We start from the raw sequence: 24,082 nt of genomic DNA on the forward strand, positions 1-24,082 counted from the left end.
AGGTTGTCGAACACGATGGAAGACACATTCTGTGTTGCAGCCCTCAAAGAAGCACTTGATGCCTTCGGGGTGCCGGAAATCTTTAACACAGATCAAGGATCCCAATTCACCGGCACCGAATTCACTGGTGTGTTCAAGGACGCGAAAGTGAAGATCAGCATGGACGGGAAGGGCCAGTGGATGGATAACGTATTCATCGAACGCTTGTGGCGGTCAGTGAAGTACGAAGAAGTCTACCTGCATGCTTACGAGAACGGTTCCGGCACCCGGGCCGGGCTCGGAGCGTACTTCAAGTACTACAACACACGCAGGCGTCACCAAGGTCTAGGCAGGCGTACACCAGACAAGGCATATTTCAAGGACCAGCCGCTCCCGCACGCGGCATAAAAACCAGGCAAGGACTCCACCTAAAAAACGCCGCGGACTGTCCAACCAACGGGGTCCACCTCACTGGTAAACGCGGGCCACAATGGTCATTACAGTGACCTCTCTAATCCAATAGCCGGTTACTGTTGGCTCGATCCGGAAGTTTCGTGTTCACGGCGCGGTTCTGTAACGAGCCATGCTCACCATAGAACGGACAATCTTCTAATCAAGCCACCATGAACGGGGCGGATTGTTGCCACCTGAACAGCAGGCAGACAAGTCGGACTAAAGACACCCCCAAGCAGCGGGTCAGAAGAGCCAGTTAATCTAGACCCAAGTACCCAACTGCACGCTACACAACAATTTCTTACAGTCCGTATGCCTTGTGCAGCAGCCAAATCGGGTGAACCACATTCGCCCCCGTAGCTGTGCGCAACTGCCATCTGCATGTTTCGGTGTCACACGCGGCAAGCTCTGGATTTACGTCCTTGATGAAATCGAAGACGGGCTCACCCACCGCCTGCGCGATGTCGTATTTTTCCTTCTTGAGTCCGTAGGTTCCGGCGATCCCACAACACGGTTGACCCGACTCAACAACTTTGACACCGGGGATGAGCTCAAGAAGGTGAATGGCGGGCATTCCGATTCCAGTGGACTTGAGCTGGCAAGGCTGATGGTAAGGAATGGTAACATCGAAACGCTCCAACTCCTCATCCAACTCACCTTTTCGATGCAGATCAAGAAGAAACTCACAAATATCCCACGTACGGTTGGAAACGTCTTTCAGTTCCGGGTCTTCCATTTCCAAAATCTCACGAGCTTCGTGACGCAACATCCCACCACATGAACCTGACGCAGTCACAATGGGAGCATCGCGACTCACCGACCGCAACTGTTCAGTAAGCCGAGAAACATATTTGCGTGCATCGTCATAGAGGCCGTTGGATTGAAGCGCCAAGCCGCAGCATCCCTGCTTCGGCACCAGCACCTCATATCCTAAATGTTCCAAAATCTCCACTGAGTGAATCGAGGTCTGCACTTCAAAATATTGTCCTGCACAACCATGGAAGAAGATTACCTGTCCCTTAGTTCCGGACTGGGGCGCAGGCGTGTGTTTCTTGAACCATCCGCTAAAAGTATGTCCGTCAGCCTTTGGCATGGGAGCGTCCCGATGGATTCCGATGACTTTTTCTACGACGGTGCGAATGGGCTTTTGTTCAAGAGCCCAGTTGGCGATGGGTGCAACGGGAGTCATGGCCGCACCCATCAGTGTGGTTCGGGAAATCAACTTGTCTCGCAGCGGTATCCCCTGTTGTTGTTTCATTGCTGTTCGAGCATGGTGGTTGATCTCAGCCACTTTTACGCCTTGAGGACACGCCAACGTACAAGTCCCACACGACGAACAATAGTCAATTGAATGATCTACTGACGTGTCCGAGGCGCCCCGGAACCTCTCAGCTTGTGGTCCAACGAATTTAGGGCCTGGGAAAAGTGGAGTCACTCGGGCGACGGGACATTGTGTTTCACAAATCGTACATTTGACGCAGGCATCCAAGCTGGCGCGCAAACTGAGCGACTCAAGATCAATAGCTGACTCTGTCATTTTTGCTCTCCTAACATCGATTCAGCTGCGACTATTGCACTGACGAGGGCAATACCTTCTCCAGATTTTTCTCTCCAGCGGGTTGCCCCCGCCAATAGACCACCCACGGCAAAAAGATTGGAGTAAACCGGCAAAGTTGAGTCGGGCTCACAGGGGTGCATCTGATCATTAACATTCAGCCCCATCAAAAATGCTGGCTGGTCCTCACCCCAATAGGTATCAGTAAAGGGCCTATCGGTTGTTCCGGCAATCGGAAGCCCAAAGATTGGTTCAGACACGTTTTCATACGAGTCCATCACCAAACCACCTGACTCAAATCCACCAGTAGCTAATACGAAATGATCGGCTGGTAGTTCCGTTGGCCTTCCTGCGCTAGCTGCACTGACCGACACAATATGGTCGTTATCAGCAGTAAAACTGGTCACCGGTGCTCCGTTGATAACCCGGCACGTCTTCTTCGCGATCCCCATGAGTTTTTCGTTCAGGCGCATGCCTGGAACAGATGGGGGTGGTAGCGGAATCTCGAAGATATCATGGCCCAGCCGCGTTTGAATATCCTGCCATGCGGTTACGTCTTTGATTCCTAATACGGCTGGCAAGCCAACGGTCTCCCCTGGCTTCAGCTGATTTCTTAGCAGATCTGCTAACCGCTGCCGCGCCTCGGGCTTGTCGAGAGCTCTCGCAAAGTTGAGTCCCGAGGTGTCCTCTTCCCCATCACGCACCTGCAGATCAACGCGAAGAGATCTGGCTTGTACTCGATTTCCTTCACTGTCCCGATAGCGGGTAAGATTCTGGGCTACAAGGTCCGGGTAGAAGTCTTTGAGTCGGTTGAAGCCAACGATGACATAGCGTTTTCCCACTGTCGCTTCTCCCGCAATCATGGATGGTTGTGCCAACGCCGTGGGACGAAGAACACCCGCCGCAGTGGGCAAAAGATAGTTACGCTGCCCATCCCCTACCAATAGTTCATCTCCAACTGTGGCCCGCAACCATCGGAGAGCTCTGTCCATGTCATGAGAGCTGAAATGCTTATAGGGGTGGTTATCATGGAGGTCCGCATCCAGGGCCGCCAATGGCTTCTTGACGAGGTGAGGCTGGTATCCCAACACATCGATAGTTCCCTGGCCCAGTTGCAGACCGCCTATGCCTTTCGTTACTAAGGTGACCTGAGTGCCTGCTTCAGCTAACCTCAATGCAGTGGTGAGACCTGCCAGGCCTGCTCCAATGACTACAGCGCTTGTCATCTCACTACCACCTCTTCTTCGGCAACGGAGTCTTCTTCACCAGGTAAATGTTCTATGTCCAAGGTTCCTTCGTATATCCAGTTATCCAGTGCGCACTGTCGCACCTGCGCGCCGTAGAGTATCGGCCACAAGCCAATCCAGCGATTCTCCATAAACTTTCGAAGTAGCTCATTGGCTTTGGTCGTGTCAGCGTGACCAGTTTCGTGGGCAATGCCAGCGGCCCGAGAAGCACAGAACCCGCCTTGACATGATCCCATTCCCAGACGAACCTGCCGGCGAACATCATCAAGACTGAACTCTTGTAGTCCGTTCATTGCCTGTTCAAGTTTTGCCCGGGTTACCAGTTCGCATTCGCAGATGATCTGTTGAGATCCCGGAGTCTTCTTTTCCACCTCTGCTAACCGGCGGCTGAGGGTATACATCTTTCCGCTTTCCGAACCCGGTACGGCTTCTTCAGCAGTGCGGCACGGACGCTGCTCACCCATTTGCTCACACATCTGATCAACAATCCGTTCGGCCATCAGTCGATACGTGGTCAGCTTCCCGCCAGCTATGGTAAGCAGCCCCTTCACACCATCTCTTTCGAGGTGATCAATGACGTTCATCCCGCGCTTCATATGCCGGGTATCGTCAGCAGATACCCGACTATCCCGCACCAGCGGCCTAGCACCCGCCCACGCGTGGATTGCCCGTGCATGTCGGAATCCTGGAATCATCGCCTCTCCCGAATCCAACATTTGTTGCACTTGATCTCGAGGAATTGCGATGTCATCCGGAGAATCAACCCTCTGATCTGTGGTTCCTATGATGCACACCGGGTGGGCCGGAACCAAAATGTCACCATCGGCAGGGTACACACAGCGATTAATAACCGACTGGGAGAGCCGATGGTTCATGGCTACCATGATGCCCGCTCCTGGCACCACATCCACGCCGTGGCACTCAGCCATCTGAGCAATCTTTCCTGCCCATGCACCGCCGCAGTTCAGAACAAAGGCACATTCGATACGAACATCATTACCGGTCCGTTCATCATGTGCGACAACAGCTTGGACTTGTCCATCCCCATGGGCTATTTCGGTAACACGATGGTAGGTAAGAATCGTCGCCCCATAGGCTTGCGCTGAGCGAGCAGCACCCCATACTAGTTTCCAACCGTCAATGGTTCCATCTTCAACAGCAAAAGCCCGTTTGGTTTCTGGGTGCAATCGGGGCTCACGTCGGATAGCTTCCGCTACCGATATTTCTTCGACAGGAACTCCCGTTGCCCGGCACGCTTCAACATAACCGTCAGCGTATTCTTCGGAGTCATACGGCGTGGTAACAAAAAGGCCACCGGTATTCTCAATTGCATCCGCCTGAACGCGTTTAAGGATCGCATTTTCTTCCGCACATTCTGTCGCGGACTCGGGATCAGATACGACATACCGGCCACCGGAATGAAGAAGCCCATGAAATCGGCCCGTAGTTCCTTGACCTAAGTCTGCCCTCTCAACTAAGACTGCCCGAAAACCTCGCATAGCGACATCGCGAACGACTCCCGCTCCGGTGGACCCTCCGCCTATGACCACTACGTCAGCGGTTAGATTTTTCATTTCGGTTCCTCCACGACACTTCATCTCTGCTATGACACTGGCACACCGTTGCTGCCCCTTCGACGTCAGCATTGGCACTGTAGGTCTACATTCAGGCTAGTGCGCGAGCCTCCTGTAGGAGGACAAAATCACGACTTTTTGGCGCTTTGGCGCGCACGTGCACATCCGAAAAACTCATAGTGCACGATCGTGCACAGAACTGACGAAAGACGTGCAAGACTACGGTTTAGCTTATGGACGGCAATCGCACGTCCCAACAAACCACTAATTAGTGCATGAGACTTTAGTCCTCATCCCACCCGAGTTGCATCCATACTTCCTGGGGGATAAGACGGTCGATCCGATCGAGTACGTACGTAGGGCGTTCTCTTTCAGATATGGCACGCACATCCTCCAAGGTCGATTCGCCCGTCAGCGGCATTGCAGAGTCAATTCCGGTGGCAACTGCCATCGAAATGTCCGTAGTGAGCCGGTCTCCCACCATGAGAACATTCTTCGGACGCTCACTCCCTAGTGCCGCGGTGAGCATCGTCGGATTGGGCTTTCCCATTACTGCCTGGCATTTTACGCCCGTACATGCCTCAATTGACGCGACGATGGCCGCACAGTCAGGTTCACCACGTCCTCCTGGAAAAGGGCAGAAACGGTCTGGATTGGTAGCAATAAGAAATGCGCGTTTTTCAAACCATATGGCATCAAAAGCAATTTGCAGCTTCCTGTAGTCGAAAGTCCTATCGTATGAGGCAATAACGATGTCAATTTGACGAGGATCGTCACTGATACGGATTCCGACCTCCTGCAACGCCTGAACTAAAGGCTCCTCAGCAATAGGAAATACGGTTGCATTCGGATGGTTTTCAAGAAGCCAGCGAACGGTGGTCACCACTGTGTTGGCAATGTCCTCAATTGGTGCCGGTATTCCCATTTTCTCCAGCTTTTCCACGTACTGCGCAGGATTCTTGGTTGGATTGTTTGAAAGAAAACGAACCGTGCAGCCGCGCCTACGCAGCTCTTCGAGCATGCGTTTCGCACCGGGGAGTAGCTCATCTCCAAGATAGATTGTTCCGTCCATGTCAAAGACGTAGGCATCGTAGAACATTGTTGGCCAACTTATTTCGCCCATGGGCGATCCTCCTCGTTGCGGATACTTTCTGGCAAATTACGCAGGTATTAGGTCAGGCTCGCTGATGAAGCCGGCTCGTATAGCTATGTGAGTCACTCTGCAGTTCGCTTTTGATTCCATCTTCGACGACGCGACCGCCGTCCATCACTACGATTCGCTCATCACCGGAGATTCTATCCACCTGGTGTGAAATCTCAATGACCGTAATATGTGGGAACCTATCGCGGATCTGTTCGCGCGCATTGCAGGCAGTCACTTCATCGAGCTGAGACATCGCCTCGTCAAGAATTAGGACATCGGGCTTACCAGCGAGCGCCCTGGCAATCGCGAGGCGTTGTATTTGCCCCCCTGACATGTTCTTACCGTCGGTTGTGATGACCTCATCAAGTCCATCAGGTAGTTCGTGGGCCCAGCCATCCAAACCTACGCACTTCAAGAGTTCCCACATCGCTGTGCGGCTGAGCTGTGGCTGGCAGAGCCGTAGATTTTCGGCAAGTGTCGCTTCAAGCAAAACAGGACGCTGGACAACAAGGGATACGCGCTGCCTAAGCTCCGTAAGAGGAATCTGTGGTAGCGGAACAGACGAAAAAGTGACCTGGCCGAGTTGAGGATCCCATCCCCTGGCTATTACCGCCGCTAGTGTTGACTTCCCGCTGCCTGAGACACCGACAATGTAGTTCCAAGAGCCACGTTCGAAAGCAAGCGTGATCTCTCGTAGTTCAAAAGCTCTATTTCCGTAGAAGAAATCCACTGCTTCTAACGCAATGATGGGACTCGATACTGTGTAATCGAGACTGCGTGTCCCCGTATCAGATACGACTGGCGCGGCTTCGATTCCAGAACGAATGCGCTGCGCGGAAGCTAGTGCTTCGTCGAGGCCATCAACAAAATCGTCGATTCCACGTAAAGGCGCCCACAGCGCTACCCATGTGAGAGTTGCTAAAACAGCGGATGTCAGCTGTCCTTGAGATAGGAGGATTCCCATCGTAAGAAGCTCCGCAATAATGAGGATCGCTGCGCGAAATGCGGCAAGAACATGGATAGGTCTACGTACCTTAGCCGCACGTTTTTCTAGGCTCTTCCACTGGTTGAGGCGCAAGCCTTCGGCACCGAAAGCCCTAATTTCCCGTAACCCCTGAATAGAATCACCCACGTGCGTTGAAATGGCTGCATTGTGACCGGCCTGTATCCTCGCCTTCTTCCACGTGAGCCTACGCCCGAAGGCAGGAACCGCAACCATGACTGCGGATGCCATGAGAATTATTCCGGCATAGGGCCAGCCCAAAAAGAAACCTGCCCATAGAATGCTGAGCAACGGCACCACGACGGCGGAAAGCGCCGGAGGTATGGTGTGGGCGAAAAACACTTCGATACGATCGATATCGCGGGTAGCTTTCTCGCTTATTTCTGCAGTATCGACGTTCTTCACCACTGCTGGAGCCTGATCAACCAGTGCGTTGTAGTACTCCGTGCGCAAGCGAGTGAGCATAGTGAAGGCAACCCAATGTCCGCAGTAGTGCTCTGAATATCGAAACAATGCCTTCACTAGTGACAACGTTGCAACCCACCATAGTGCGACAAAAGGGCCACCCTCAAGCAAAATATGTCCGATTAGAACGATAATTCCTACGGTGAGAAGCTGATTGAGTATGCGTGAGAGTGCGGCCAGCATCCACATAGCTCGCACACCTTGAGTACGCGAAAGAAGCCAGGTGATGATCCCGCTCTTCTTCTCAGTGCTTTCCATTGATGGCCACCACCTTTTTCTCCTTGAGTTCAAAGACGGCATCCATATTGTGCTGGGCGCTGGGCCGATGAGCAATCATCAGAACAGTTCGGTCTTCACTTATCCGAGATATCGCCTCTAAAATCGCCGATTCCCCACCAAGGTCTACTTGGGATGTTGGCTCATCCAGGATGAGGATAGGCACTTGTTTGAGAAATGCACGCGCCAGGGCCAGTCTTTGTGCTTGGCCTCCCGATAGCCGCGCACCGTGGTCACCAACGATTGTGTCGAGACCCGCAGTAAAACCACGCACATCGGCATCAAGATTTGCCCTTTCTAGTGCCTGCCAAAGCTGCTGATCAGTTGCCTCAGGGGCAGCTAGGCGTAGATTCTCAGCGATCGTTCCGTTGAAGAGATAGGTCCGTTGTTCAACAACAGCAAGCACACGGGCAATATCAGAGGGGGAATAGGAACGTGTGTTTTTTCCAGCCACGATTACTCGTCCTTTTTCTGGGCGAATATGCCCCTGGATGAGGGCGGAAAGCGTCGATTTTCCTACGCCTGAGGGGCCAACTAAAGCCACATGACTGCCAGAAGGGATATGCCAGGTAGCATTTCTCAACAGATCTGCGTCTTCCTCCCATCCAGCAGTAACATCGTCGATACGAATGTCGGCCTGTGTGCCAGACTCAAGGATCGCCTCGTCCGATATTTGTATGTAGGGGGCAAGGTCGGCCTCAGCTAGAAGGTCCGCGTACTGTCGCTGTGTGGCTCGACCGCCAATGGCAATATAGAAGAACTGTCCTATCAGATCTACGGGCGCTACCATGACGATCGTCACAATCACCAGGCTTATTGCCTGTCCCAGAGTCAGCGCCCCATTGTGGATGCCTACTAGGCCCATGTAGGCAGCCAACAGCAACGCCACCATGGAGAAAATAATGTCCATAACGAAGATGAGCATTTGATTTTCTGCCAGCAGGGACATGATTTTTTGTCGATGCTTTTCACTTGCGGCAGCAAGACTGCGAGCATAAGAACGGCTGGCCCCTGCAAAAGATAACGATTCGAGAGCATTGACACCTTCGAGGAATGTCGCTCGAAGGTTCATTTGCGAGGCGCGGAATTCATCTCCAGATTCTTTTGTGCGACTGTGGAAAAATCCCACTAGAAGCGGGCCGATAACAATAACTAGCGACATCCATCCGGCCACCCACCAGCCAAAGAAAACCCCCATGACGATGCAAACAACTACCGTCGAGCTCAATGATGCAACACTGTTGGAGAGAAATTCTGCCCTGTAGCGGGCCACACGCATTGCCCCGTTGGTGGCAAGGTCAAGCTGTGCGCCTTCACGGTCACGCAATGGCATCGGGCCTAGTCGAAACCAGGCATCATGAGCGATCCTGCGAAAACGAGTCTCGGCGCGGCTCTGGACCGTAAGCCCTTGAAAGATGGCTAATCCAGCACTCATCGCTGTCCACGCCACTTCGGCTGTAAACAAACCCCACCAGGTTATATCGAGTGGTGTTTCGGCTTTCAACCGGTCGATTCCGTTGCCTAGTGTGATTGCAGCAAGCACCGATGCTATTACTACAGACCAGCGCAGTGTAAGTTGTACGAGGCGTACCGAAGCTGGCACTGTTGCCTTCAATCTGGGATCCAGGCTCTTGCGCTGTCGTGTTTTCACTGCCACCGTTTTCCTCCGCCACCGAGATTACACGTACTCACCGGGAAAGATCATCGGCGAAGGCCAATTAGAACGCAAAAACCACAGGTGCGATAAAGAGACTCACACATGAGACAAGGACAATGCCTGCTAAAGACATCATGCACCCTACTTTGAGCAGTTCGGGGGGCCTGACCAGAACTGAACTTACCGCGATTGCATTGGGCGGCGTGCAGGCTGGCATCATAAACGCACACGATGCCGCAAGCGTTACTGGTAACGCCAGCGCCACTGGACTCAACCCGACTGTGACGGCCATCGCCGCACCTATAGGAATCAGTGTTGCTGCCGAAGCTGTATTCGACATGAATTCGGTGAGTGCAATCGTCGCCAGGCACACCCCTATGATCAGCATCCACGTGGGGAAACCATTGAGTGCGTGGAGTTTGTGAGCCAGCCAGCCGGATAAGCCAGATGTATTGATTTCTGAGGCCAGCGCAAGACCTCCACCAAAAAGGTACAGGATGCCCCAAGGGACGCTGCGGGTGTCTTCCCATACCAGAAGGCTCCCAGAACCTGGTCCTCTAGCCGGAAGAACGAAGAATGCAATGCCCGCGGCGATGGCGACAACCTCGTCGGTGAGAGTTGACCCCGGCCAGACAAGAGGGAGTAGTATCCAGCAGGCCACGGTGATTGCGAAAATTGCTAAGACTCTCAACTGCGGAGATTCTAGGGGACCTAGGCGTTCCAGTTCGGTTGCAACAATTTTTTCTCCATCTGGAACCTGTGTCATGGGTGTGCGAAATGGCCCGTGCGTCAGGATAAACCAACCTATACACAAGAACGCGCAGCTCAGCGGCACACCGACGAGCATCCACTGACCAAATCCTATGGTGATGCCGTAGTTGTCAGCCAGGTATCCGACAAGCAGCGCATTGGGCGGGGAAGCAATGATCGTGCCGAAAGCACCAATTGAGGCAGCATAAGCGATACCTACTAGCAGTGAAGTCGAGAGTTTTCGGCAATCGACTCCATGTTTGCGCAGCAGTCCCAGCATGGAGGAGCCAATGGATATCATCATGATTGCTGTGGCCGTATTGGAAATCCACATACCGAGGAGCATAGTGGCCAGCATGAAACCGAAGACTAGTTTTTTGGGTTCTGTGCCGAACAGGAGGACTATCCGCAGTGCAACGTGCCGGTGCAAGTTCCATCGTTGCATTGCCACTGCGAGAAGAAAGCCACCTAAGAACAGGAAAATGACTTTGTTCCCGTACGAGGCGGTGACGACTCCTACCGAGTTAACCCCTGTCAGCGGAATAACGACGATAGGTAACAGGGCTGTGACTGCGAGCGGAACGACTTCTAGCATCCACCACAAAGCCATAAGCACGATGAGCGCCATGGTCACTGCACCGGCTCTGGGACTTACAAAGCCAGCGTCGATCGCCTCGGCCGAGGGCTCAATATCTGGCATAAGCATGTAAACAACCAGTGCGGCTAGTGGTCCTAAAAGTGCTCCCACTCGACGATTCGTCGGGATGGCTAGTTCACGGATCGCTGCGATTGCGGCGGTCATAATAGCTTTCTTGGTCGCTGACATAGGGACTAAGACGCGCATCTACAGCTAGATTTTCCCCGTCAGCTCACACCATCAAGCCGAATTATGAAGAATAGGGCGGTCCTAGAAGTAGACGCGTCCATCTCTCACGTTAGCAGAGGATTATCCGGTAAAATCTGGGACCTTTCTCCTCATTCGCTAATCACTGCGCTAATGTGCTAAGGCGTGGAGATTCCTCATGCTCTATCCCTTCATGCTCCCTATTTTTGTCAAATCCAAGAAGCCTCAGAGAATTAAGGATGACGAGAAGAGTTGATCCTTCGTGGATGATGACAACGGGTCCGATCGCCAATCCAATCAGCGATGCGGGCACAAGGAACGCTACGATTCCCAACGAAATCAGTAGGTTTTGTCGGATGGTTCGAGTCGTCGCTACAGAGAGTCTGCGAATAAAGGGGAGTTTTCCTAGGTCATTGGACATCAACGCAATGTCTGCTGCTTCTAGCGCTACTGCAGAGGCAGCGGCCCCCATGGCTACTCCGAGTGAGGCGCGAGCCATGGCGGGAGCATCATTGACTCCGTCTCCCACCACGCACACCAATGCGTCATCGTGACAAAGATCGCCTACCTTACTGACTTTATCTTCAGGCAGTAGGCCCCCAGCAGCTACGTCCACACCGGTTTGGGCAGCGACAGTACCTACAACACGTTGGTGGTCGCCAGATAACATCACTACGCGGTCAATTCCTGAAGATCGCAACATAGTAATAGTCTCGCGCGCTTCTTGGCGAGGCTGGTCCATCAAACCTATGATTCCCAGAAAGTTTTCCCCCAGTTTCACCACCATGATTGTTTGTCCCGATTCTTGCATGAGCTCCATATGTCTTTGTAGTTCTTCAGGCATAGACGCATCGGCAAATAACTGGTCATTTCCGATGAGTACTTTTTGACCGTCGACGTATGCGCTGACTCCGCGCCCGGCGGCCGCCTCTAGACCAGTTGCGTCCAGACGCTTTTCGGCAGGGACTTGTGGGCCTAGTTGCATGCTAATTGCCTGGGCAAGTGGGTGATCACTAAGAGCCTCAACTGCTACTACCACCGATACAAGCTGCGCTTCACTTTGGCCAGGAACAACATATACTTCTGTGACTCTTGGCTGCCCCCATGTGAGCGTTCCAGTTTTATCGAAGGCAATAGTGTCAACCCGGCCAAAGAGCTCCAGTGGTGCCCCACCTTTAACTAAGACCCCTGCTCTAGCAGCGCGGGCTATTGCCGACAACACCGCGGCCGGAGTGGCGATTGCCAAGGCACAAGGACTTGCCGCCACCAAAATAACCATGGCGCGATAAAAACTATCGTTAAACGGTTCTTTCAAGAACGCAACTCCGAAAAGGAGGACTATGACAACACCAACGACGACACTTGGTACATAAATCTTTTGAAAACGATTAATAAATGTTCCTGTAGGTGAAGATGCCACATCCGCCTCGGAAACCATAGCAATCACGCGAGAAATAACAGACTCAGCGGCTGCTGCAGTCACAGTCATTTCAAAAGCGCCATTACCGTTGACCGTCCCAGCGTATACCTGTGAGTTTTCTGAAGGTTTGCCGTCAGCAGCCACCTTGTCCACGGGCATTGATTCTCCCGTCACTGCGGCTTGATCCACAGAGGTGGCCCCCTGCGTTATATACCCGTCAGCAGGAATACGACTGTGAGGCTTTACTAGAACAGTATCTCCCACCCGGAGGTCTTTGGCCAACACCTCACGCAGCTCTCCATCAGTCTCTTTCACAGTTGCAGTGGTCGGCATCAAGTCACCCAGCGCACTGATGGATTTGGTAGCACGCGACATCGCATACTCTTCTAACGAGTGTCCCAAGGAGAAAAGGAAAAGAAGCACAGCACCTTCACCAAATCTACCTATGGCGGCCGCCCCACCCGCGGCGATAAGCATGAGAAGGTCAACATCGAACTGGCCGCGACGCAGGGATGTGAAGGCTTCGCGAACTGTAAAGAATCCGCCGAAAAAGTATGCGGTGAGATAGAAGCCCACACACAGGAACTCTGGTGCACCAAATACAAATTCGGACATCAGGCCAGCCACATACGCCAATCCTGACATAGCTGCAAACACGAGTTCCCATTGGAAGCCTTGGTGCTGGTGCTGATCCTGAGTAGCCATATCGTTAATATATCATCACATTTAAATATGTCAATGTCGTAGAAATGTATAATGATCTTCAGTCGCAGGTAAGATAAAAATGTGGATTTTTCATCGGAACAAGCGGAGAAGGTTGCCCAAGTCATGAGCGGTCTCTCAACTGCTGTTCGTGTGCGCATACTGGCCCATCTACTCGACTCTCCAGCAACAGTTACCGAACTAACTCAAGACCTGGGGCTTAGCCAGGCAGCCGTCTCCAATCACTTGCGTATTTTGCGACATCTCAATCTCGCAAAGGGCACGCGTGAGGGGAAAAATGTTGTCTACAGCTTGCCTGACAATCACGTTCGCACAATGATCTCTGAGATATTTGAACATATTCAGCACGAGGATGATGATTTCCAATGACCAACCTTCCATTGGGACCCCTTGCGGAGAAAATGGGAATCTCTATAGTCTCCATCGACGAAGGTTCTGGCTACGCAACAATGCCAGTTGAGGGAAATACTCAGCCTTTTGGATTGCTCCATGGCGGCGCAAACGCTGTTCTCGCCGAGCAACTAGGGTCAGCAATGGCCTACCTTCATGCTCAACCAGATAGCATCGCGGTTGGGATCGAAATTTCTATCTCCCACCATCGAAGTGTCACGGCCGGCCTAGTTCATGCTCACGCCCACGCAATTTCGCGTGGAAGGACTCTAGCTAGTTACCATATTGAGATCAGTGACGATGCCAACCAGCGCCTTGCCACGGCCCGCCTCACCTGTATGATTCGCCCGCGCCGGGAGAGTCCACGGTAGCTAACCTGGTAGCTTCAACACCGTCTAATGCTTTTGTAATACGCTGGTGCTGTTCATCAGAGAGTTCATCAGGCAAAGCATCCAACAGATGCCACGCCGATGACACCGCGCAGCCGTAGGAGATCGTGACCGACTTTCGCTCGTAGGTCAAGAATAAATTAGAGAGTCGCCTCGAAACTTCCTCGCAGTGTCTTATCGGCCAGTGACACCTAGCTGTTCCCTAATAACAAGGTTCATCTCGGTAATCTTCGCTTCAGAAAAACTCAATACAGATCCTCGATAGGGGGCTTCTTTCTCTCCCAGTCCCAACAATCGTACCCACACAAAAGCCAACTCTTCCTGATAGGTGTGACCATGTCCTGCGGGAGCCATCCCTGCCATGGGAAGGTCAGCAATAATCTGAAGAAACGTCACAAAGGGAGTGAAGCGGATGTATGGACTGACATCGAGGCCAGCTCGCTCACGAATCCAATCGGGTTCCCAAATCATTGTCCGAGGTCGATACCACACCACCGGGTCCGAAGCATGCTGCACAAAAACTACGCGAGGAAAAAACCATCTACCATACTCACGACCGTATATATCCTTATCGAGGTGGTCGGGCTGGTTAATAAAACGAACGTTTTTTCCTGAGTCGTAGACCGGAGCCACTTCCGGACTCCCCCTATGGCGAGATTCTGTCACTAGCCGAGACAGCGGTGCCGTTGCCGGAGCACCAACAAATAGTGCACCATCTACCTGGTCGAGGAGTTCATCAACTCCCTCGAAAGGCCACTGTGCGCCTTCAGCTCCGAGGGATTCCCCTGCGACAACGATGAAAGGCCGCGATTCACGCGGACGCTTTTTGACGTAGTCCATTACTGTTCTCAAGAGGACGCGCGAAGACTCCCTACATGTCTCCATTTCGGTGGTCAAGATTGCTGCCGAAAACAGATACGAATACTGCATAGTTACTGTTGCACAGTCCCCACGGGTAAGGTATTCCATGGGTTGCACGCTCCACTCGTCCACCCATCCAGATCCCGTAGTGAAATAGATGAGAAGTACCGATCTGTCGAGAGCTCCCGTCCGTTCCATTTCACGAACCAAAAGATCAGCGCTACTTTGGTAGTCCCCAGCATGAGGCGAACGGCCTGTATACAGTCGAATGGGCTCCATGGCGGGACCCCCCATCAACTGTTGGATTCCTTCAACATGCGCTCCTCTCGACAAGAACGCTCGTCCCTGGGCACCCACGGATTGCCAGGAACACAATGACTCCGGAGAAGCAGAGCGCTCAGGCTGAGAAGGCCGGTTCACTGAAGAGACTATACGGTTATCTCGCTTGGCAGCATCATGTGCAAATATCTTCATGATGAAGCGGAAAACGATCTTATTGGCAATAAGTAGAACAACCACAACGGTGATAATGCCTTGGACAACTGCAGCAACCATATGCGGCATGAACGGTGCCAACATATTGACACCTTTAATATAGAGAGCAACGATAATGCCGACTAAAACCATGAGCGTTGCAAACATCACAAGGGAACCAAGTACACCGAGGAAATATCGCCCAAGAGTCTGCGGTGTAGCCCCGATCATTCGTGCTTCGCGATTCATCGCGAAAGCCGAAAGGACAATGAGTCTTAATGCCCACAGTGACAAAGCCGCTAAACCGCACCACATGAGAAGCCGAGTAGCGAATGCGGAAGCCGTAATGTGGATGTCTAAAAAACGCAGGAGACCGGTCCCCACATTCTCAACCAACCATCCCAGGCAATACCCCATAGTCAGCGCAATGCCAGAAACAAAGGCATGCCACCACCATGGACGCGGTAAAAGTGAAGGTGAGACAGACACTGCGTACATGACTACAGCCATGAGCACACCTAGTAGTGAAAAGGAAAGGTGAAACATCTATTCTCCGTTAGACAGTGCTTCTACCTTATAGGAATAGGCAACCCCTTTTCCTCAGCACTTTTCTCAGCGCAGTGTCGAGGAATACGGGACCTAGCAGCTTTCTTTCGATCCACTGCCCACAGTCCCGTCCACGTTGTGATGCCGATGGCCAGCAAAATAATGATCCACCAAGGAAAGTCGGGGTGATAATCAGAGACTTTGACACCGACATCCTCGTTACTTGAGGGAGTTGGGATGCGCTCTCCAGTCACCAATAGTCGATGGCTATTCACACCGGTGGGTGTGCAGGTAACTAAGGTCACGAGATCCGCTCCCGCTACTTGCCTCAGGTACTCTCCAGAATCGGGCTCCACCGTGACGATGCGATTCACCCGATGGTAGAAAGAACGATCACCAACTTGAGTGCTAAAAACATCCCCAATCTTCACCTTGTGCAACTCAGAAAAGCTTTGCTGTAGTCAGACCCGAATGGGCGGTGATCACCGAGTGACTAGACTCCCCTCCCACAGGCAGAGCTGATCCATGTAGATGTCCAGCACCCCTCTCCAGCGTCTGGTCTGCTGTACCGTGAAATATGGGCAATGCGGTATTAACAGAAGGAATATCAACCCAAGCCATGGGTAACCCTTCACCAAAATCCAGTTGTCTTTCATATTCGGGTATACGATCCCGCATATCTTCAGCCTGGCCCCTCTCATTGAGAATATAGGGGTCACGCAGAGGGCCGTTGGAAAGCTGCCGGTTGTATTTGCGGGCTTGATCGATCATGCGATCCAGTTGCTGCTGGTCAAATGTTGCAACACTGTCAGCATAAGCCCGACTCTGCTCGTGATATCCCAGCGTGGAAAACCAGTTCGCAATGGTAGGAAATAGTAGCACTACTGCCCCGATCTCCATAATCAGCACTAATAGTAGCCGCTGCCAAGGAGACGATCATATAGACCTCATAGCCAACTCTTCCCTCCAGCTGTTCTTGATACTTCTTAGACGCGTTGGGGTGTAGGCCCCCCAACGCCCACACCCCAACAACTACTGAGAGGCTCTATCGACGTATGTAACGCACTGTCAATGCTGTTGCCCCTGCGACTAAAAGCACGCCCGCGACAATGAAGAGAACCGTTCCTGGACCACCGGTGAAGGGCAGTTGGATTCCGGCTCCGCGCTTGACGTTTTCCACTGAAAGCTCATATATGTCGTCCACGGTGTTGTCTTTGGTGATTTCAAAGGCAACGGGCTCTGCTAAGAGTTCGTACCCGGAAGGAGCCTTGACCTCTTTGAGCCAGTAGTAGAGGTAACCTTCGCCTCATTACTATCCGTTGTGCCCCGATCTACCTGGCTGACCGAGAACCCTTCATCCACAAGCTTTGCTTGCGTCGGTGTACCCAAATCAGAAACTAGGGTTTGCAAGTCCTGCCAGCCCTTGTTCGAAGCGAGGTTGAAACCGTCTTTTGTAACGCTGTAAAGAGTGAACTCCGCACCTTCGAGTGGAGTACGGGATACAGTTTGCTCTGTCCCATTTGGGTTAGGTTGACCTTGGCTAGGATCACCCTCATATTTGTGGATATTCAGGGATCCCTTTGCATCAGGATCGATGGTTGACACTTCAGCTGCCATTGCAGTTCCAGCTAGCCCGATGGTCGCCACAGTTGCGGCTGCTAGTGTCGCGAGAACTGAACGAAGACCCCGCAAAGTCTTGTTATTACGCACAGGCATTCCTTCCAAAAATAGTCTGTGTGAATATGTACAAAGCTGACACTTTCTTATGTGTCTAATGCCAACTTTCGGTAGATTCACCCCCGGCGCCTCCACCTCCGACAATTCATCCGATCGCCTGGTAATGAAAACACTACCAACCAGAACGCAGTTACGCTACCCCAAAATGACACCGTTTTATATGTTTTGAGTCACACGCATGCAACCGTGAATTGTTGGACTCCTATTAGGCACATCTCAACCCCCTATGCGCACAATCTCATAATACCCTCTCTGAACAGTTAACTTGTCGCTCCCAAGAGATCTGCCCATATCAACCGACGGATCATAAAACTGTCACCGCTTCCCCACCAGACATGATCTACACCACCACACAGGCTTTCCCGCTTCCCCACGGTCGATAACCGCGTTACCCTTCAATAGATCGGGCGTCTGGTACGCCTTTATATAAAGACTTTTTCCCTTGCACCAAGGAGTTGGCCTATGAAAAAACTAAAAAATGTACTTAGGGGGTTGATAGGCCTCCTATCGTTGTCATTCACCACGCCAACATTCGCGCATCTTTCAATGCCGGATATGCCCGCAGGTAGTATCACCGAAGAGTCACACGTTGAGGAAGAGTCTCTTGAATCCCCTCAGAGCGCAGACGCTGCAGAAAAAATGACCTCGACAATGTCCAAAGCAACACTGCAGATAACAGCGTTGCTGAAGAATCAGCTGGCGATGCTCAGTCTGCTCAGACACGTGCATCAACAACGACGCCACGTGGGGCGTGTCCGTACGCGGGCATAAGTCCTGCCCCGGTCGAACCGCCCCAAGACAGTGACAAGTTGCTCGGGGCCACAACGGTAAACGGGGGTTATCCGTTGAAGGAAAAGTTGATCTCCCCCACTTCGACACTATTCAAGGCGGCACCGGCTCCGCTGTTGCCATGACCGACAACGGGCAAGTATGGACATGGGGAGATCCAAATCTTGTACCCGCTGGCGACGGTTCACCCACAATCATGTATCAGACAAGTAGCATTGACGGCGAAAGAGTCACATTTGTGGATGTCGCGGTCCAAAGTGACAGCGTCTTAGCTCTTGATCAGTATTGCCGCCTGTGGGCTTGGGGAAATAACACTAAGGGCGCTCTGGGACTTCCTTCACTCGGCTTCTATCGCTTCCCCACGTTAGTTACCAACCAAAACAGCGGGAATCCATATTATTATTCTGATATTTCCACAAGTGTAAATTTCTTCTCGTCTCCCCAGTATTCTCTCGGTATCGACCTCGAAGGAAAGATATGGTGGTGGGGAGGAAATGCGCCCTCACAACGTTGCTGGGCAGCAAATTCAGGAGATCTTTGCGCATCCTCACCAACACCACAGCCCCTCAATACTGGTTCAGATGACATTTTTACTGATGTGGTGATGGGCGTAAATTTTGGCGGCGAGCCTGCCTCAAATAACTACACCATATACGGCTACGCGATTGCAGGAGGCGACATTTCCGGATATCCCCTCCATTTTGACATGACGATGGCAACGGCACCTCAAGGCGTTCCGGGAGGCTTCATGTTGGAGCCCTCCACAGTTGGACAAGAATATCTTAAGCTGCCACCACGTTGCCGCACCGGTACTAGCCCCGGACGATTCACCCAACTATCAAACAACTTCGCTGGGGTCGATAATCCGCATGGCTCTATTTTGGGTCTAGATAAGTGTGGGGCGGTGTGGGCTCTTGTTCCAGGTAATTCCTCCGCATCATTTGTCGTTGAGTCCGGAACCGGCAGCCAGGACTACCCGTTCATCACATCTATTGAAACTAATCTCAACAGTGTTGCTGCGCTTGATGATGCCGGTTATGTATGGACTTTCGGTACAAACCAATGGGGACAGCTGGGACTAGGACTTCCCGTAAGTTCTGATACGAAAACTCAGAAGCTCACAAGGATTTCTTCTCTATCTGATGTCACAAGCATCGCGTCACGTGGCGAATTCGTCTATGCCATCACTGGGGACCAACAACTATGGGGATGGGGTGACAATAGCGAAGGCCAGCTGACCCTTGCTGAACACACAACATACAACAAACCCCAACAAATTGCTTTCAAGCCCACCGTTGACATGTACCTACAAGATGCCGACGGGCAAACTACACAATTCGATCCAGCGCAATTCGTGTGGACAGCCGACGATTCCGGCCAATCTACCGGCGCGTTTTCGGTTCCTGCGCCAACGCACAAGGCAGGATATTATCCGGTCTACGGAAAATTTGGAGCATCACTGTCGTGAACACCCGGAGCCGAAATCGCACCAGTGCAGTTAGGGACAATCGGATACCTTATTCCGCTTGATTCTATCTCTGTTGATCCAGAGTACTTTGTACCAGAGGGTGGCACTGCCACCCTCCGCACCAACATAAGCGAAGACTTAGCGGATCTCGCACAAAATGCGGACCTAGTGCTACAAACCTCAGAAGGCATGACCGCAACCAACGAGTCCTGGAATGGACACGAGGGAACAATCAAGCTGTCTGCCGAAAAGAAGGGCACCTATTCGTTACGGGCAGCGGCAAGCATTGATGGCAAAATTGTCTCATTTGTCCCCGAAGGAAGTGCCCCCACCAATGCGGAAATACCCGAGGCTTGCATTGATGCCAACGCGGATGATGTCAACTCATCGTGTTTCGTAGAGGCCGCGGTAGAGTTTCTCGCTCTTGACCACCCCCTACAAATCCAAAAGATCGGGGTTTCTGCGGGGTCTGAAGCTATACCGATGGATGGCTCACAATGGCGCATCTACCAGGACAATAACGGCTCTCTAGGCGACGTCATCGTCGAAACAGCGAAAGCCGCGGTAACTGAGGATGGTGAACCGGTTACCGGTTTATTCCGGGAGGAATTACCTGCTGGAGTCTACTGGCTGGAAGAAACTCAGGCTCTCACGGGATTCGAACTCTTAGCTGAACCGGTACGTTTCGCTATTGATGCGAACGGCACGGTCACTCTTGGCGCAGGAAGGTCTTCTTTGATCTCTGTGGAAACACTCAACGGCTTTCCCACGATCACCGTAGAGGACGTTCCCAAACTTGCTCTTCCTGAGGCGTCAGGCACTTCTCTTCTATTCTTCACTGTGATCGGCGTGGCTCTTATGGCTGCAGTCATTGCCACAGCCCTATTCCGTATGAGGAGGATACCTGGCCGTCACGCTGCATAGGCCACGTGCAGTATGACCAAGAAGATGAGACGATCGTCAGTATGACAGATGTCGAAGATGTAGTTCGTGACCTGGTGGAGCAGATTCCACCAGGTCACGTTACTACCTATGGGACTATTGCAGCGGTAGTTCGCACACTCATCGGAAGGGATCGGCTCGCCAAGTTGGCCGTGTCCTAGCTGACAGCGGAGAGGAACTTCCGTGGTGGCGGGTCGTCAACGCCCGTGGTGAATGTGCCCCACATTTATGTGAGCGCCAAAGCAAACTCCTCAAAGCAGAAGGAATTGACCTCACACTAGGCGAACGCCCTCGGGTCGTAGCATCGTCCCTATGGTGGGAGCCAACGCTCCCCTAAACAGTCTTACGCCTCTGCCAAAGCTAAAGTGGATTTCGCTTCAACGACTTTTCTCATGGCAGCCAATGTGGCAACAACCGTGACCACTCCAGCACCAAGGATCACTGCTACCACCAGCTGCCAAGGGATTGCGGGAGTAAAAGCTCCGGTCACCTTCATCAGCGATCCGATGGACGAGGCGGCCCCCGCCCATCCGTAGAAGACTCCAAGCCCCAAACCGATGAGCGCGGAAATCCCAGCCATACGTAGCGCTTCGAGCATCACCATTGCGCGAGTTTGTTGTTCGGTGAGTCCCAGAGCTCGCAAAAGTGAAATCTCATGTTGACGCTGAATTGCGTTGAGTTTTGCATTATTGAGTAGTCCCACAACAGCAAGGACCGTCGAAAATCCTACGAGCATCAGGACGATGAGAGCTGGCAGCATCATTTCTTGGGTGAAAAGTTCTTCACCGAATCCGTCCTCTACAACCCGAGCGTATGTTGCTGCGACAACAGTGAACATGGTGATCAACCCGACCCCAATAATAATTCCCATTGCCGTGCGCGTGGAACGTTTTGGGTTCCTCGAGGTATTGCGAGCAGCCAATACTTGAGGGGCTTTACGGCTGCGCTGACTCCCCCACTGCAAAATTGGAGGAATGATCTTTTGTCCGTTCATCATGAAGGCTATAAACGTGAGAACCCCTCCAGGGAAGGCAACAAGCACTCCCAACGGAGAGACAATTCCGATAGCGATACCTCCAACTAACAGGAGTACACCAAGTATGCCCATGGTCCACTTCGATCCGATTTTCACTTTTCCTTCGCTATCTTCGCGAAGTTCAAAACCAGCCTGCGCATTTCCAAACGCCTCAACGGGTGTAATATCCAGAACTCCTCGTGAGCCAACCCATGATGACAATGCAGTCATCAATACCGCCACAATTACTGGCGCAATGATCGCCACACTCACCCATGGGGCTGATGTTTCAGGAGGGAATCCCCAATAGCGCATGCCAAGGGCTATGGCGCCTTGGGTTGCCAGTATCCCGACCAGGCCTCCGCTCACCGCTCCAATAATGCCCGCAATGATTCCTTCTTTCAAACATGCTGCGCGCAATGCGGCCGCAGACGCTCCCAACAGACGAAAGAGCGCCAACCGCTGTGCTCTTCCAACGATGATTGTCGCGAAAGTATTGGCAGTGACGATTCCACCAACAAAAAACGCTAGACCTAAGAAAATCCAACTGATGGTGAGGAGAACACCTCGGACAGTCTCAGATTGCCCTATGGTCGAGGCGGACATCCCACTGCCCAGAGCCTCAGCTGCACTGACAACTACGACTCCAAAACCGGCTGCCAGCGCGGTAACTGTGACCGCACCACTCAGCTCTCGAAAATCAAATGTGTTGATTTTAAGGCTCATCGCGATTCCTCTAAAGTCAGCATGAGCCCGGAGATTTCTTCCGCACCTGCTCCACTGAGTTGGTGGGTGACACGCCCATCAACAATGACAATGATGCGGTCAGCATATGATGCGGCACTCGGATTATGAGTCACCATGACAATACTTTGCGCCAGAGTATCGGTCATTTGCCGTAGTAGTTCAAGTACTTCTCGGCTCGATCCCGAATCTAAGCTTCCCGTAGGTTCATCGGCAAAAACAACGGCTGGACGCGTCACTAATGCTCTGGCGATGGCAACGCGTTGGCGTTGGCCGCCAGAGAGTTCAGCTGGACGATGGTGTGCCCGCTGTTCAAGGCCCAACATCCTTTGAAGCTGATGGCCCCATGCGCGTTCTTCTGCGCTGGGTCGTCGACCCGCTAGAAGGAAGGGAAGCTCGATGTTTTCCGTGATGTTGAGCGTTGGGACGAGGTTACTACTTTGAAAAACGAAACCTACCTGTTCACGTCTAAGTTCGGTGAGTTGGCGGTCGTTGGTGAAATCGAGATTTTGGTTCGCAATTGTTACCTCGCCACTGGATATCGCGTCCAAACCAGCCATGCAGTTCATCAGAGTTGATTTTCCAGAACCCGATGGCCCCATGACAGCAACAAACTCTCCCGCTGCTACCTCCAAAGTGACAGATCGGAGAGCCTCGACGGCGGTGTCACCGCTGCCATAGATTTTGCTGATCTCACGGGCCGAAGCAACATAGGGGACTTGCTTCATGGCATCTGTTGTACGTGTTGGTATTCCTGTCTGATACGTCATATCACCAGAGTAAATAGAGATGAAAAGAAACGGATCGCCTAAAAGTATTGATTTTTCTCAGTCGAAAGGACTAGTTACCTTCATGGGGCAGACCCCAATGCAGCTGCCTGGGCGATATGGTAGATGCCGGGGCTGTATACGGCCCCGTTTACGTTTTTATGACCCCGTACGTGGGCAAAGGACACCCTGCTTGCGGCATTCAACCTCCTAGCAATAAGAAGAGCGCAAAAGATACGGATAGGACGATGGCAGTTCGAAACGATAGAAAAGCAACGACCGACCTGCAACTGAGAGGACCCGCAATGGCCTCTCCGCCAATGCTCTCTATCGGTCCCTTGGTATTGTCGCCGCTCAATAGTGATTGGCGAGGGGAATCAGGAAGTAGAGACCTCGTTACGCCGCCCGAGAGTTTCACCGTCTATGATCTCAATACCGTGGTCTTGGAGAATTCTCGTATTCATGCCCAACTCAACACGGATCAGCTGCCAGATCAGGTGTCCATCACTCGCTTTGATCAGATCGATGAGAACGGCATCCCCGTGGGCGCAGGGAGAGATGAAGACTGCTCAACGAGTAGCACTTGCTCTTACGGCTTCAATCCTAAAGAGAGCGTTGTGGACGTACTGATAACGGTGACTCCCGAAGATAAAGTCATCATTATCCATGTGTATTACGTTCGTCCCAACGTCGAACTTTCTGACAGTGGTTCCTCTGAGCCAGTCATACATGTCTCAAGAATAGAAACCAACTATGCAAGCTACGGTTTCCGCGTCACCGACAGACCGTCAACAAAGTGAAGGCGTCTGATACCGTTCGCACCGATCATCCCCAGAAGGAGTCGACTACAAACAGGGAAATCCAGGAGTT

General features: G+C 52.3%; 20 protein-coding genes and 2 pseudogenes. 9 read left to right on the top strand and 13 right to left on the bottom strand.

Annotated elements, in window-relative coordinates; all coding sequences use genetic code 11:
- Nucleotides 1-387, top strand: a 387-nt coding sequence (locus FYJ24_RS02655; RefSeq protein WP_154543356.1) for an integrase core domain-containing protein, incomplete at its 5' end; no start/stop codon positions are given.
- 346 nt (nucleotides 388-733) lie between these two features.
- On the opposite strand, the gene FYJ24_RS02660 is transcribed toward FYJ24_RS02655, so the two are convergent.
- The 8 genes from FYJ24_RS02660 to FYJ24_RS02695 all read right to left on the bottom strand — a co-directional run bounded on the left by FYJ24_RS02660 (nucleotide 734) and on the right by FYJ24_RS02695 (nucleotide 13,072).
- Entirely contained in the window at nucleotides 734-1,969 is a 1,236-nt protein-coding gene (locus FYJ24_RS02660) for an anaerobic glycerol-3-phosphate dehydrogenase subunit C (RefSeq protein ID WP_154543358.1), read from the bottom strand.
- Entirely contained in the window at nucleotides 1,966-3,213 is a 1,248-nt protein-coding gene (gene glpB / locus FYJ24_RS02665) for a glycerol-3-phosphate dehydrogenase subunit GlpB (RefSeq protein WP_154543360.1), read from the bottom strand. The genes FYJ24_RS02660 and glpB overlap by 4 nt, the downstream gene beginning before the upstream one ends.
- Nucleotides 3,210-4,808 carry an anaerobic glycerol-3-phosphate dehydrogenase subunit GlpA gene (gene glpA, locus FYJ24_RS02670; protein WP_154543362.1) on the bottom strand — a complete coding sequence of 533 codons (1,599 nt, stop codon included), beginning with the start codon at nucleotides 4,806-4,808 and terminating at the stop codon, nucleotides 3,210-3,212. Before glpA ends, glpB begins: the two co-directional genes overlap by 4 nt.
- 283 nt (nucleotides 4,809-5,091) lie before the next feature.
- Nucleotides 5,092-5,931: an HAD-IIA family hydrolase gene (locus FYJ24_RS02675; RefSeq protein WP_154543364.1), complete on the bottom strand. Its 840-nt coding sequence runs from the start codon at nucleotides 5,929-5,931 to the stop codon at nucleotides 5,092-5,094.
- Between the two features lie 52 nt (nucleotides 5,932-5,983).
- The gene (locus tag FYJ24_RS02680) at nucleotides 5,984-7,678 is read right to left on the bottom strand and encodes an ABC transporter ATP-binding protein (protein ID WP_206192457.1); all 1,695 of its coding nucleotides are present in this window, start codon (nucleotides 7,676-7,678) and stop codon (nucleotides 5,984-5,986) included.
- Nucleotides 7,665-9,353, bottom strand: coding sequence for an ABC transporter ATP-binding protein/permease (locus FYJ24_RS02685; RefSeq protein ID WP_154543368.1), 1,689 nt, complete (start codon nucleotides 9,351-9,353; stop codon nucleotides 7,665-7,667). The genes FYJ24_RS02680 and FYJ24_RS02685 overlap by 14 nt, the downstream gene beginning before the upstream one ends.
- A gap of 61 nt (nucleotides 9,354-9,414) precedes the next feature.
- Nucleotides 9,415-10,905, bottom strand: coding sequence for an SLC13 family permease (locus tag FYJ24_RS02690; RefSeq protein WP_206192458.1), 1,491 nt, complete (start codon nucleotides 10,903-10,905; stop codon nucleotides 9,415-9,417).
- Nucleotides 10,906-11,089: 184 nt separating this feature from the next.
- Nucleotides 11,090-13,072, bottom strand: coding sequence for a heavy metal translocating P-type ATPase (locus tag FYJ24_RS02695; protein WP_154543372.1), 1,983 nt, complete (start codon nucleotides 13,070-13,072; stop codon nucleotides 11,090-11,092).
- Nucleotides 13,073-13,153: 81 nt separating this feature from the next.
- Between FYJ24_RS02695 and FYJ24_RS02700 the strand changes: the two genes are divergently transcribed.
- Nucleotides 13,154-13,459 carry an ArsR/SmtB family transcription factor gene (locus FYJ24_RS02700; protein ID WP_206192459.1) on the top strand — a complete coding sequence of 102 codons (306 nt, stop codon included), beginning with the start codon at nucleotides 13,154-13,156 and terminating at the stop codon, nucleotides 13,457-13,459.
- Complete coding sequence (locus FYJ24_RS02705) at nucleotides 13,456-13,851, top strand: PaaI family thioesterase (RefSeq protein ID WP_154543374.1); 396 nt, start codon at nucleotides 13,456-13,458, stop codon at nucleotides 13,849-13,851. Before FYJ24_RS02700 ends, FYJ24_RS02705 begins: the two co-directional genes overlap by 4 nt.
- A gap of 192 nt (nucleotides 13,852-14,043) precedes the next feature.
- Here the strand turns inward: FYJ24_RS02705 and FYJ24_RS02710 are convergent, their stop codons facing one another.
- The 3 genes and pseudogenes from FYJ24_RS02710 to FYJ24_RS12570 all read right to left on the bottom strand — a co-directional run bounded on the left by FYJ24_RS02710 (nucleotide 14,044) and on the right by FYJ24_RS12570 (nucleotide 16,954).
- Nucleotides 14,044-15,714, bottom strand: coding sequence for an alpha/beta-hydrolase family protein (locus FYJ24_RS02710; RefSeq protein ID WP_206192460.1), 1,671 nt, complete (start codon nucleotides 15,712-15,714; stop codon nucleotides 14,044-14,046).
- A 59-nt stretch (nucleotides 15,715-15,773) separates the two neighbouring features.
- A pseudogene (locus FYJ24_RS13500) lies at nucleotides 15,774-16,650 on the bottom strand (class C sortase).
- A 145-nt stretch (nucleotides 16,651-16,795) separates the two neighbouring features.
- Nucleotides 16,796-16,954 carry an LPXTG cell wall anchor domain-containing protein gene (locus FYJ24_RS12570; protein ID WP_154543382.1) on the bottom strand — a complete coding sequence of 53 codons (159 nt, stop codon included), beginning with the start codon at nucleotides 16,952-16,954 and terminating at the stop codon, nucleotides 16,796-16,798.
- A gap of 995 nt (nucleotides 16,955-17,949) precedes the next feature.
- On the opposite strand from FYJ24_RS12570, the gene FYJ24_RS02735 reads away from it, so the two are divergent.
- From FYJ24_RS02735 to FYJ24_RS13505, 5 genes and pseudogenes are all read left to right on the top strand, one after another.
- Complete coding sequence (locus FYJ24_RS02735) at nucleotides 17,950-18,258, top strand: hypothetical protein (protein WP_154543386.1); 309 nt, start codon at nucleotides 17,950-17,952, stop codon at nucleotides 18,256-18,258.
- Between the two features lie 139 nt (nucleotides 18,259-18,397).
- Nucleotides 18,398-19,744 (top strand): RCC1 domain-containing protein, encoded by a 1,347-nt coding sequence (locus FYJ24_RS02740; RefSeq protein WP_154543388.1) that lies wholly within the window; start codon nucleotides 18,398-18,400, stop codon nucleotides 19,742-19,744.
- A 24-nt stretch (nucleotides 19,745-19,768) separates the two neighbouring features.
- A complete protein-coding gene (locus FYJ24_RS13335; protein ID WP_154543390.1) occupies nucleotides 19,769-20,668 on the top strand; it encodes a SpaA isopeptide-forming pilin-related protein in 900 nt (299 codons plus the stop codon).
- A 5-nt stretch (nucleotides 20,669-20,673) separates the two neighbouring features.
- Nucleotides 20,674-20,847: an MGMT family protein gene (locus FYJ24_RS13145; RefSeq protein ID WP_206192463.1), complete on the top strand. Its 174-nt coding sequence runs from the start codon at nucleotides 20,674-20,676 to the stop codon at nucleotides 20,845-20,847.
- Between the two features lie 14 nt (nucleotides 20,848-20,861).
- Nucleotides 20,862-21,023 (top strand): annotated as a pseudogene (locus FYJ24_RS13505) (hypothetical protein); the annotation flags it as partial.
- A gap of 6 nt (nucleotides 21,024-21,029) precedes the next feature.
- Here FYJ24_RS13505 and FYJ24_RS02755 read toward each other — a convergent pair.
- Together FYJ24_RS02755 and FYJ24_RS02760 are read right to left on the bottom strand one after the other, a co-directional pair.
- The gene (locus FYJ24_RS02755) at nucleotides 21,030-22,427 is read right to left on the bottom strand and encodes an ABC transporter permease (RefSeq protein WP_154543392.1); all 1,398 of its coding nucleotides are present in this window, start codon (nucleotides 22,425-22,427) and stop codon (nucleotides 21,030-21,032) included.
- Nucleotides 22,424-23,215: an ABC transporter ATP-binding protein gene (locus FYJ24_RS02760; protein ID WP_225871961.1), complete on the bottom strand. Its 792-nt coding sequence runs from the start codon at nucleotides 23,213-23,215 to the stop codon at nucleotides 22,424-22,426. Before FYJ24_RS02760 ends, FYJ24_RS02755 begins: the two co-directional genes overlap by 4 nt.
- Before the next feature lie 302 nt (nucleotides 23,216-23,517).
- On the opposite strand from FYJ24_RS02760, the gene FYJ24_RS02765 reads away from it, so the two are divergent.
- Nucleotides 23,518-24,012: a hypothetical protein gene (locus FYJ24_RS02765; protein ID WP_154543394.1), complete on the top strand. Its 495-nt coding sequence runs from the start codon at nucleotides 23,518-23,520 to the stop codon at nucleotides 24,010-24,012.
- Nucleotides 24,013-24,082 lie beyond the last annotated feature (70 nt).

Origin of the sequence: Scrofimicrobium canadense, from assembly GCF_009696615.1 — a bacterium.
Classification (GTDB): Bacteria; Actinomycetota; Actinomycetes; order Actinomycetales; family Actinomycetaceae; genus Scrofimicrobium; species Scrofimicrobium canadense.

Bases quoted from the DNA above. Each gene is read 5' to 3' on its own strand.
- FYJ24_RS02740 (WP_154543388.1), top strand. From the start codon at position 18,398: ATGACCGACAACGGGCAAGTATGGACATGGGGAGATCCAAATCTTGTA.
- FYJ24_RS02735 (WP_154543386.1), top strand. From the start codon at position 17,950: ATGAAAAAACTAAAAAATGTACTTAGGGGGTTGATAGGCCTCCTATCG.
- FYJ24_RS02695 (WP_154543372.1), bottom strand. From the start codon at position 13,072: ATGGCTACTCAGGATCAGCACCAGCACCAAGGCTTCCAATGGGAACTC.
- FYJ24_RS02765 (WP_154543394.1), top strand. From the start codon at position 23,518: ATGGCCTCTCCGCCAATGCTCTCTATCGGTCCCTTGGTATTGTCGCCG.
- FYJ24_RS02680 (WP_206192457.1), bottom strand. From the start codon at position 7,678: ATGGAAAGCACTGAGAAGAAGAGCGGGATCATCACCTGGCTTCTTTCG.
- FYJ24_RS02675 (WP_154543364.1), bottom strand. From the start codon at position 5,931: ATGGGCGAAATAAGTTGGCCAACAATGTTCTACGATGCCTACGTCTTT.
- FYJ24_RS02690 (WP_206192458.1), bottom strand. From the start codon at position 10,905: ATGACCGCCGCAATCGCAGCGATCCGTGAACTAGCCATCCCGACGAAT.
- glpB (WP_154543360.1), bottom strand. From the start codon at position 3,213: ATGACAAGCGCTGTAGTCATTGGAGCAGGCCTGGCAGGTCTCACCACT.
- FYJ24_RS02660 (WP_154543358.1), bottom strand. From the start codon at position 1,969: ATGACAGAGTCAGCTATTGATCTTGAGTCGCTCAGTTTGCGCGCCAGC.
- glpA (WP_154543362.1), bottom strand. From the start codon at position 4,808: ATGAAAAATCTAACCGCTGACGTAGTGGTCATAGGCGGAGGGTCCACC.
- FYJ24_RS02710 (WP_206192460.1), bottom strand. From the start codon at position 15,714: ATGGCTGTAGTCATGTACGCAGTGTCTGTCTCACCTTCACTTTTACCG.
- FYJ24_RS02760 (WP_225871961.1), bottom strand. From the start codon at position 23,215: ATGACGTATCAGACAGGAATACCAACACGTACAACAGATGCCATGAAG.
- FYJ24_RS02755 (WP_154543392.1), bottom strand. From the start codon at position 22,427: ATGAGCCTTAAAATCAACACATTTGATTTTCGAGAGCTGAGTGGTGCG.
- FYJ24_RS02705 (WP_154543374.1), top strand. From the start codon at position 13,456: ATGACCAACCTTCCATTGGGACCCCTTGCGGAGAAAATGGGAATCTCT.